General features: G+C 59.6%; 8 protein-coding genes. 3 read left to right on the top strand and 5 right to left on the bottom strand.

What is annotated here, in order from left to right; translation table 11 throughout:
- Nucleotides 1-257: 257 nt before the first annotated feature.
- The 3 genes from B2696_RS10460 to B2696_RS10450 are packed head-to-tail and all read right to left on the bottom strand — an operon-like array spanning nucleotide 258 to nucleotide 2,851.
- The gene (locus B2696_RS10460) at nucleotides 258-1,178 is read right to left on the bottom strand and encodes a DUF5926 family protein (RefSeq protein WP_276622169.1); all 921 of its coding nucleotides are present in this window, start codon (nucleotides 1,176-1,178) and stop codon (nucleotides 258-260) included.
- Between the two features lie 21 nt (nucleotides 1,179-1,199).
- Nucleotides 1,200-1,904 (bottom strand): glycerophosphodiester phosphodiesterase family protein, encoded by a 705-nt coding sequence (locus tag B2696_RS10455; protein WP_286955285.1) that lies wholly within the window; start codon nucleotides 1,902-1,904, stop codon nucleotides 1,200-1,202.
- Nucleotides 1,904-2,851 (bottom strand): L-lactate dehydrogenase, encoded by a 948-nt coding sequence (locus B2696_RS10450; RefSeq protein ID WP_286955283.1) that lies wholly within the window; start codon nucleotides 2,849-2,851, stop codon nucleotides 1,904-1,906. Before B2696_RS10450 ends, B2696_RS10455 begins: the two co-directional genes overlap by 1 nt.
- Nucleotides 2,852-3,006: 155 nt before the next feature.
- On the opposite strand from B2696_RS10450, the gene B2696_RS10445 reads away from it, so the two are divergent.
- Nucleotides 3,007-4,803, top strand: a complete 1,797-nt coding sequence (locus tag B2696_RS10445) for an alpha/beta-hydrolase family protein (protein WP_286955282.1) — start codon at nucleotides 3,007-3,009, stop codon at nucleotides 4,801-4,803.
- Here B2696_RS10445 and msrA read toward each other — a convergent pair.
- Complete coding sequence (gene msrA / locus B2696_RS10440; protein ID WP_075730720.1) at nucleotides 4,800-5,450, bottom strand: peptide-methionine (S)-S-oxide reductase MsrA; 651 nt, start codon at nucleotides 5,448-5,450, stop codon at nucleotides 4,800-4,802. The genes B2696_RS10445 and msrA overlap by 4 nt on opposite strands.
- 225 nt (nucleotides 5,451-5,675) lie before the next feature.
- Here msrA and B2696_RS10435 point away from each other — a divergent pair, with 225 nt between their 5' ends.
- Entirely contained in the window at nucleotides 5,676-6,278 is a 603-nt protein-coding gene (locus B2696_RS10435) for a superoxide dismutase (RefSeq protein ID WP_286955281.1), read from the top strand.
- A gap of 262 nt (nucleotides 6,279-6,540) precedes the next feature.
- Nucleotides 6,541-7,674 carry a serine hydrolase domain-containing protein gene (locus B2696_RS10430; RefSeq protein WP_286955280.1) on the top strand — a complete coding sequence of 378 codons (1,134 nt, stop codon included), beginning with the start codon at nucleotides 6,541-6,543 and terminating at the stop codon, nucleotides 7,672-7,674.
- Nucleotides 7,675-7,677: 3 nt separating this feature from the next.
- On the opposite strand, the gene B2696_RS10425 is transcribed toward B2696_RS10430, so the two are convergent.
- The gene (locus tag B2696_RS10425; RefSeq protein ID WP_286955279.1) at nucleotides 7,678-8,553 is read right to left on the bottom strand and encodes a LysR family transcriptional regulator; all 876 of its coding nucleotides are present in this window, start codon (nucleotides 8,551-8,553) and stop codon (nucleotides 7,678-7,680) included.
- Nucleotides 8,554-8,630: the final 77 nt, after the last annotated feature.

The raw sequence follows: 8,630 nt of genomic DNA, 5'->3' as shown, positions 1-8,630 counted from the left end.
CACCTCGGCTAAGTTGTGCGAAATACTCCTGCAAGCCCATGACCGCCACGCTAAGACACCGCCCAGCAGCACGACAATCCCCAACCCGCACCAAACAAGGAAACTGTGGATAACCCCCCAAGCCCGGGGCGGTTATCCACAGCCAGGCCGCCTAACCAGAACTTAGCAGTGCGGTAGCAAGGAGATCCTGGTATTCAGGACAACTAACCAACAAAATCACTGCACTCTACAACCGGAAGAGCCCTCACACCTTGTCTCTAGCGCAGAGTGACCTGGCGGGACTTGATGTTCTCAAGCTGCTTGCGCTCCTCGGAATCAAGCTGGGCGTCGTTGTGGATTTCCTTTTCTAGGGCCTCATCCACGCGGGAAAGCTCTGCTTCGTAGGAGTCGAAGGCAACCTGCGGATCGAGGTCGAATACTGGGGCGATGAGACCATGGGTGCGGAATACTCCGGCAAACTTGGTGCCTTCCCCGAGGTTCAGCTCACCGCGGGCTGCGACGCGAGCAAGCGCGTTAAGCAGGGCGGTTTCTTCCTCGGCGGGGCGCACCCAGCGGATATAGGCCTTGCCGCCGCCGGCGTTGGCCCAGAAAGCGGTTCCGGTGATGGACTCGCCCACGAGGTGAGCCTCGATGACGGAATCGTTGGCGGCCTGCATGGACTGCGCCACCTGTGCATTGGTGGTCGCGCCTTCCGGAATCCACCAAGAGAAGTCCTGGTAGACCTCGATGTCGAGGGTGGCATCCTTATCAAGCAGCTCGCTCAAGGCAGGCTCGGTGCCATCGGCCACGGTGGATTCCAAGGTGGCGCCGGGCTTGTTGTTCTTTACCCAGTTGAGGGCAAAGGCAAGGTCGCGCCCTGGGTTGTGGCTGTGGGATTGCACCTGGAGTGCCACGTAGGCATTCCCACCGAACTCATCCTCGCGGATAAGAGCGGCGGAGGCACCGGGCAGCACGGTGGCAACGTAGACGTCACGGTCGAAGCCGCGGACCTTGAGCGGTGCCGTGGCGGAGGGGGCGAACTCTTGCAGAGCGATGAGGCTGGCTTCTGCGGCGAGTCCGCCAAAGGGGCGCGGATCCTTCTCCAGCGCCGCGCGCTCGGCGGCACGCGCCGCCAGCTTTGCCTGGCGGCGGGACATGCCCTCGGGCAGGTTTTCTTGCTTCTTTTTCTTCTTGGCCATAGGCACCAAGATACCTGGGTGCTAGAGCTCTATGGCGTGCAGGGCCACTTCCGGTTGGTTGGTGGCCAGCATGTCGACGCCGTTGGACCACGCCCACTTCATGTCCTCGGGACGATCCACCGTCCACAGGTAGGTGGGAAGGCCGTGGGCGCCGATGGCGCTGGGCTGCATCTTCGCGCGCAGCAAAGACATGCCCAAGCCGGTAGGGCGCGAAAGCAAAATATCGGGCCGGTTGAAGTGGCGCTCCCAATCCCGGCGCAGATAGATGCGATCGATGTCGGGAGCAATGCTGCGTATGCGCCGCATGGCTTTGTGGGAGAAGGAAATCACGTGGATACGTGGATCATCCAACAGTCCCGCGAGGCGCAGACGGTTCACCATCTCCTGCTCAAGCTTCTCTCCGTTGGGTGAGGGATGCTTGGTTTCAATGTAGATATGGTGCGACTTGCCCTCCATCATCTCCAGCAGCTCATCGAGCAGAAGCATGTGTTGGCCTTCGCCGATATCGACTTGGCGCAGGTCTTCCCAGTCCATCTCGGCGATGTGACCGGGGTTGCCGGCAACACGCTCCAAGGTGGCGTCGTGGTTGACCACGACCTTGCCGTCACGGCTTAAACGGATGTCGCATTCGATGCCATGGATAGGCAGTTCCATGGCTTTGGCAAAAGCTAGAGGGGATAGCTCCGGATATTTTCCGGAGTATCCCCTGTGGGCAACGATTTTCACTATCCGAAGAACTCTTCCTTGATTTCGTTCAGAGTCTTGGCCGAAGCATCGAAGCGCTCTTGCTCGTGCGCGTTGAGCTGCAGCTCAATCGGGCGCGCGATGCCGCCGCGGTCGATGATGGCTGGGGTGCCAATGTAGAGATCATTGACGCCGTATTCGCCCTCGAGGTAGGCAGATACCGGCAGTGCCACGCCCTGGTTCTGGATGATGGCGCGGGTGATGCGGGCCAGACCCATGCCGATGCCGTAGGAGGTGGAGCCCTTGGCGTCGATGATCTTGTAGGCCGCGTCACGGGTCTCTTCGAAGATGGTCTCGATGCGCTCGGCGTAACCGGGCTGCTCTTCCAACTTCTTCGCCAGCGGGACGCCGGCGATGTTCGCGGTGGAGACCACGGGGAGCTCGCTGTCGCCGTGCTCACCAACGATGTAGGCGTGAACGGAGGTCGGTGCGACATCCTCGAGCTCGCCGAGCATGTAGCGGTAGCGGGCCGAGTCGAGCACGGTGCCCGAGCCAACTACACGGTGGTGGTCGAGGCCGGAGGCCTTCCATACTGCGTAGGTCAGGATATCGACAGGGTTCGATGCGACAAGGAAGATGCCATCGAATCCGGCCTTCATGACGTCTCCGACGATGGAGTTCATAATCTTGACGTTCTTGCCCACGAGCTGCAGACGGGACTCGCCGGGCTTTTGCGCAGCGCCGGCGCAGATGACAACCATTGATGCATCCGCGCAGTCGGCGTAGGTGCCGGCGGTAACGCGGGTGCGAGTCGGTGCCCAGACGACACCGTGGTTGAGGTCTTGGACGTTGCCTTCCAGCTTCTTTTCATCGATATCGATGATTGCCAGGTGGTCAACAGTGCCTTGGTTGATTAGGGCGAAAGCGTATGCGACTCCCACATCGCCAGCGCCGATGAGTACGACTTTGTTTCCAACGAATTTTGCCATGCCCCCATTGTGCGTCAGGTCGCTCAAGAATGCGCGCTATGCGCACGATCTCACACAACCAAATGTCCGATCTCACATTCTGGCGATTATTCGGACACTATTGCTTGCACTACGGGCGTGCGCCTGCCCTGCACGCGGAGCGAGTTACTGGTTGAATGGCACTCATGCACTCCCTGGCCCGCAAGGTGCTGATTAAAGCACTGTCATCCGCACTTTTTGGACTAGAAGTGCTCAGTGATCTCACCCCTGGCCTGCGCATGACCGGACGCCGACGCCTCCCGCGCAACATGTCCGCCGGAATCTTGGGCGCTGAGGTTGCCACCTGGGCGGCCATCTCGCCCTCGTTGCTTCCCCGTCCGTGGTGGGTCACCGCCGCCAACGTCTCCATTGGCCAAGGAATAGGACACCTCGGAGCTACTGCGGCGGCGTTTTCGCTCAAGCGCTTCCTCCGCGCTGTCGGCAAGCGCCCTCAAGACCACGTCTCCGCGCGCTATCGCCGCGGCGCGCACCTCATCCTTGGCGCCGGAACCGTTATTTTTGCCGGCCTCTCCCTGCGCAACCAACGCCGCCAGGCCGCCTTGGTGGGACGCGACCTCGTGCGCGGACCGGCAACCGCTGCCGTGGGTTTGGCAGTGGGCACGGCCGGATATGGCGGACTCTTGCTGCTGGGCGAGCTCACCCAAGTGACCATCTCCTCTATCTCCCGCCGGCTCGGATCCTGGATTCCTGCAGGGATAGCCTGGCCGCTCGTGGCAGGTGGCCTGGCGCTGAGCTCGGTGGCCTTTTCTGATCGTGTGGTTCTGCGGCGCTGGCTACGCTCCGTGGCGCTCGACGCACAGCGCATCAACCGGCGCATCTTCCCCGGCACAATGATGCCCTGGGAACCAGAGCGCTCAGGCAGCCCCTGGTCGCATGAACGCTGGACTGCGCTGGGCCAACAGGGCCGGCGCTTCGTCTCCAACGGTCCGCGCGCCCACACCATCAAAGAGGTCATGGGATTCGACCACGCCCACGAACCCATCCGCATTTATGCAGGCCTCGTGCCGGGGCGTTCGGTGTACCAATCCGCGCAGCGCGTCATCTCCGAAATGGAGCGCACCGGCGCCTTCCGTCGCGACATCATCGTTATCCTCATGCCCGCCGGCTCCGGCTGGGTCAATAACTGGGGCGTATCCGGCTATGAGTTCCTCACTCGCGGCAACTGCGTGACCGTGTCCATGCAGTACTCTTATGCACCCTCGGTCTTCTCCTATGTCATTGATAAGAATGCCCCGAAGTTGGCCGCGCGCACGCTTATCGCCGCCATCCGGGAGGCCATGGAATCCCTGCCCGCAACGGATCGGCCCCGCCTCTACTTGGGTGGGGAATCCCTCGGCGCCTATGCCATTTTGGATAATTACCGCGATCTCGACGAGCTCCTCGCCGATTGCAATGGTGCGGTATTTACTGGTCCGCCCAGCATGACGCGCTTTAACCAACGCTTAAACCGCGACCGCGATCCCGGCTCACTCGAGCGCCTCCCTGTGATCGACGGGGGCCGGCATGTGCGCTACGTGTCCACGCCCGATCACACGCTTTACGACGCCTTTGGGACCAAGTACGCACACACCTGGCGCCGCCCGCGCATAATCATGGCCCAGCACGCTTCCGATGCCATTGTGTGGTGGAATCCCAAACTCATATTCTCGCCCCCACATTGGATGCGCGAACCCCAGCCGCCGACACTTCACGCCGATACGCTGCGGCGTTTGGTCTGGGCTCCGCTTATCACCTTCTGGCAGATTGGCTTAGACCAGATCAACTCCCTCAACGTGCCCGGCGGGCACGGCCACAACTACTTCGAGGAAACATTCTGGTACTGGGACGCTGTCCTCGGCTCCCAATCGCAGGTGCGCCTCACCCAACAGCTGGCTGCCAGAATGACCCACTACCTGCGTCGCACGCAGTTTTAACCGCACTTAACCCCAGTACTGTGGTGCGGGCAGTAACCGTGCGGATTCTTGAAAAGATACTGCTGGTGCTCGTCCTCGGCCAGGTAATACTGCCCGGAATCGGTCTGTGAGAGCAGCTTGACCTCGGTGGTGGAATCGCCGTACCCGGACGCCCGCAGCTTCTGAGCATAGGAGTCCACCAGACTTTGTACTTCAGCGCGCTCGGCCTCGTCGTTGACGTAGAAAGCAGAGCGATATTGCGTGCCTACGTCATTGCCTTGGCGGAATCCCTGGGAGGGATCGTGGGCCTCAAGGGCTCGGACGACTAGATCGCGCAGCGAAACCTTGGCCGGATCGTAGACAACCTGCACCACCTCAGCGTGGTTAGTCATGCCCCCGCACACCTCATAATAAGTAGGGTTCGGCGTCGTTCCTCCGGCATAGCCCACCGAGGTCGACTCAACCCCCGGCATCTCCCAGAACAATTTCTCCGCACCCCAAAAACAACCGATGCCGAGAATGAGGGACTTTTGCCCCGGCTTCCACGGCCCAGTCACAGGGGTGCCCAATACTGCGTGCAGCTGTGGATCCAAGATTGGCTCGTCGCGTCCGGGCAGCGCTTTCTCGCGCGGAACTATCTTTGGCTCTGGCCTAAACATCCATGACATTAAGAGAAACCACCTTGAGTGCGATATTGGCGTTGCGTTGTTACGGCATTAGTGCGCCCTTATTGAGTCCCAACGCACAGAGATGACATTTGTTCCGTACGACTCTTTCCCTGCCCCCTTCTATTCAGGTAAACCCCCAGTGTTTTGCGCCACACAAGTGCGATGTGTGCGAAAACCTGCAAGCGTGCCTATCATTGGGCAACGTACCCAAAGAAAGGACTAATCATGGCTGTCTACGAACTTCCAGATCTTGACTACGCATTCGACGCTCTCGAACCACATATCTCCGCAGAGATCATGGAGCTGCACCACGACAAGCACCATGCAAATTACGTTGCTGGCGCCAATGCAGCCCTCGAGGCACTCGAGGCTGAGCGCAACGGTGAGGCCAACGCCGACCGCATCCGCGCTCTGTCCAAGAACCTAGCCTTCAACCTGGGTGGACATACCAACCACTCCATCTTCTGGAAGAACCTCTCCCCCAACGGCGGCGGCGAGCCCACCGGTGAGCTGGCTGAGGCCATCAACCGGGACTTCGGTTCTTTTGAGAAGTTTAAGGCTCACTTCTCCGCTGTAGCACTGGGCCTGCAGGGCTCCGGCTGGGCAGTACTCGGCTACGATCACCTCTCCGGCCGCCTGCTCATTGAACAGCTGACGGACCAGCAGGGTAACATCTCTGCGAACTTCACCCCGCTGCTCATGCTGGATATGTGGGAGCACGCCTTCTACCTCCAGTACAAGAACGTCAAGGCTGACTACGTCAAGGCCGTCTGGAACGTCTTCAACTGGGCTGACGTGGCAGAGCGCTTCGCCGGCGCCAGCAAGTAATTGCAGTAATTGCGGCTGACGTAGCTTCATCACTATCGGTGTGGGGCGGGAACCGGATCTACCGGATTCCCGCCCCACACTTTTGTTGTATGTGCAGCTTTCCGGATAGCGAGTGCCAAGGCATTGCAGCTCAGCCATTTCTATTGACTTATAGAAACTATTGAGGTGTAATACCTAGGTCATTTTCCGCTCTCCTAGAAAGCTCTATAGTGCCTAGAATCAGCAAGTCCTCTTGGAAGTTCTCCCGTGTATCACACACACAGTGGTCGCGGGTATTTTGATAGTCACCACCACTACACTCGGCGCACCCGCCGCATCGGCTTTAGGCCTTTCCAGTGGCAGTTCATCTTTAATCGTTTCAAGCTCTGTTCTGGGCGATGCCCAACACGCGGTCAACGAGGCGCAAATTGCCCAGATCCTAGAGGAGTACAATATTCCAGGTGCCCAAGTTGTACACCAAAAAGGCAGTGTGACCGATAGTTACGCTGTAGGAGTCGCTCGAAAAGACCTAGGAACTCCAGTGTCTGAAGACACTATGTTTCAAGCCGCATCCTTGACAAAGGTTGTCAGCACCTACGCTTTCCTCAAGCTCGTCGATGAGGGAAAACTCGACTTAGACACCCCCTTGTGGGATTACTATCAATCTCCTCGCATCGCGGGTAGCGCCGAAGCAAAGACCATCACTGCACGCATGGTTCTCAACCACACCACCGGGCTTCCCAACTGGGCCACCTCGCCCGGTGCCGAAGACTCAGCGCTCGTTCCGCAATGGACGCCAGGATCTAAGTTCGGTTACTCCGGAGATGCATTCTTCCTGCTGCAACAAGTAGTAGAGCACATGGAGAATAAAAACTTCTCAGACATACTCGACACCGAGGTATTCCGCCCCTTCAACATGGAACACTCTTCCTTAGTATTCCGTGAAGCAGATATCCCGCTCATGACTGTGGGCCATAATGAGAATGGCGAACCAGGCAAGCTGAGCGAGTACCAGCGAGGAAACGACGCTTATACCCTGCTTACCAGTGCAGATGACTACACTAAGTTCATCCAGCGGGCGATCATTTCTGGTGAGGGACTCTCGCCAGAAGTCCACCAGGAATGGCTTCAGGCTTCTTCCGACGCTGATCAGACTCCCCCCAGCCCAGCGGATCCGTTCATCTCGTGGGGATTGGGAATAGGACTCGAGGACAGCGATCTAGGCCCAGCAGTCTGGCATTGGGGAGATAACGGTTCTCGGCGGGCCTTCTTCATAGCTTTCCCCGAGAGAAAGGAATCTGTTGCCATGTTCTGGAACAGCAGCAACGGGCAGAAGTCCGCAGAAGACCTACTGCAGCTCTTCCTTGGTAAGGGAGATTTCCATTCGACCGAATGGGTAAATGGAAATCCAGAGTAGTTTCTAGGAGACGAAGCCGCCGATGATGGCATCTCGCAGCTGGCGCACCGGCGGGGCATCGTCGGCTTTGCGCCAGATGAGGCCGAGCTCGCGATAGGCCGGGGGATCGAGCGGGATGAGGTTATCTACCTGTAGGTATGGGTCATCCAGTGGCAGCAAGGCGCAGCCTAATCCGGCAGAGACCAGTCCCGCCACGGTGGTCAGTTCCATCGACTCGAATACCAGCTTGGGGTTAAAGCCGGCGGAGGTGGCGAGGCCGTCGAGAAGCATTCGGGTACCATAGCCAGGCAACATGCCGATGAAGGCTTCCTCGGCAAAGTTCGCCAGCCGGGCCTTGGCTTGGCCTGCCGCCCAGTGTCCGTCGGGCACCGCGAGGCCCAGGCGCTGCAGTTTTATCTGGTGCCAGCCCAGGGCGGAGTCGGCATCGACGGGCCGCGGGCCAACGAGGGCAATATCGGACTCCCCCGCCACCACGCGCTCCTGTAGCTCCCGGGCTGCGCCCTGGTGGAGGCGGATGTCCACGCGCGGGTGAGGCTCGCGGTAGCTCTTGAGCAGATCGGGCACCATCCAGGTTCCCAGCGAGTGCATGAAATCGAGACGTACGGTTCCCAGCTCCGGATCCATGAGGCGGGAGACCGCGTCACGGGCGCGCTGCTGGGCGGCGAGCATAGCCTTCGCCGGCTCGAGGAAAGCCTGGCCGCGGGAGTTGGGAACGAGGCGGCGCCCGCTTCGCTCAAAGAGGGTGGCGCCGAGGTCCTTTTCAATGCGCTGCACCCGGCGGGTGAGCGCGGATTGCGATATCCCCAGCTCATCGGCCGCGGCCCCCACGAGGCCGACCTGCGCCACGGCGACCACGCCGCGGACATCCTCCAGGTTCATGGACACTCCTCAGTTAGATATTTCACTGCATTCATGCATATCGTGCATGAAGATTGTCGCTTTATTGCATTTTACAC

Origin of the sequence: Corynebacterium sp. UBA4397, assembly GCF_002390965.1 — a bacterium.
GTDB lineage: Bacteria > Actinomycetota > Actinomycetes > Mycobacteriales > Mycobacteriaceae > Corynebacterium > Corynebacterium flavescens.
The sequence above is the reverse complement of the archived record's forward strand: the minus strand, read 5'-3'. Positions and strand labels throughout refer to the sequence as shown.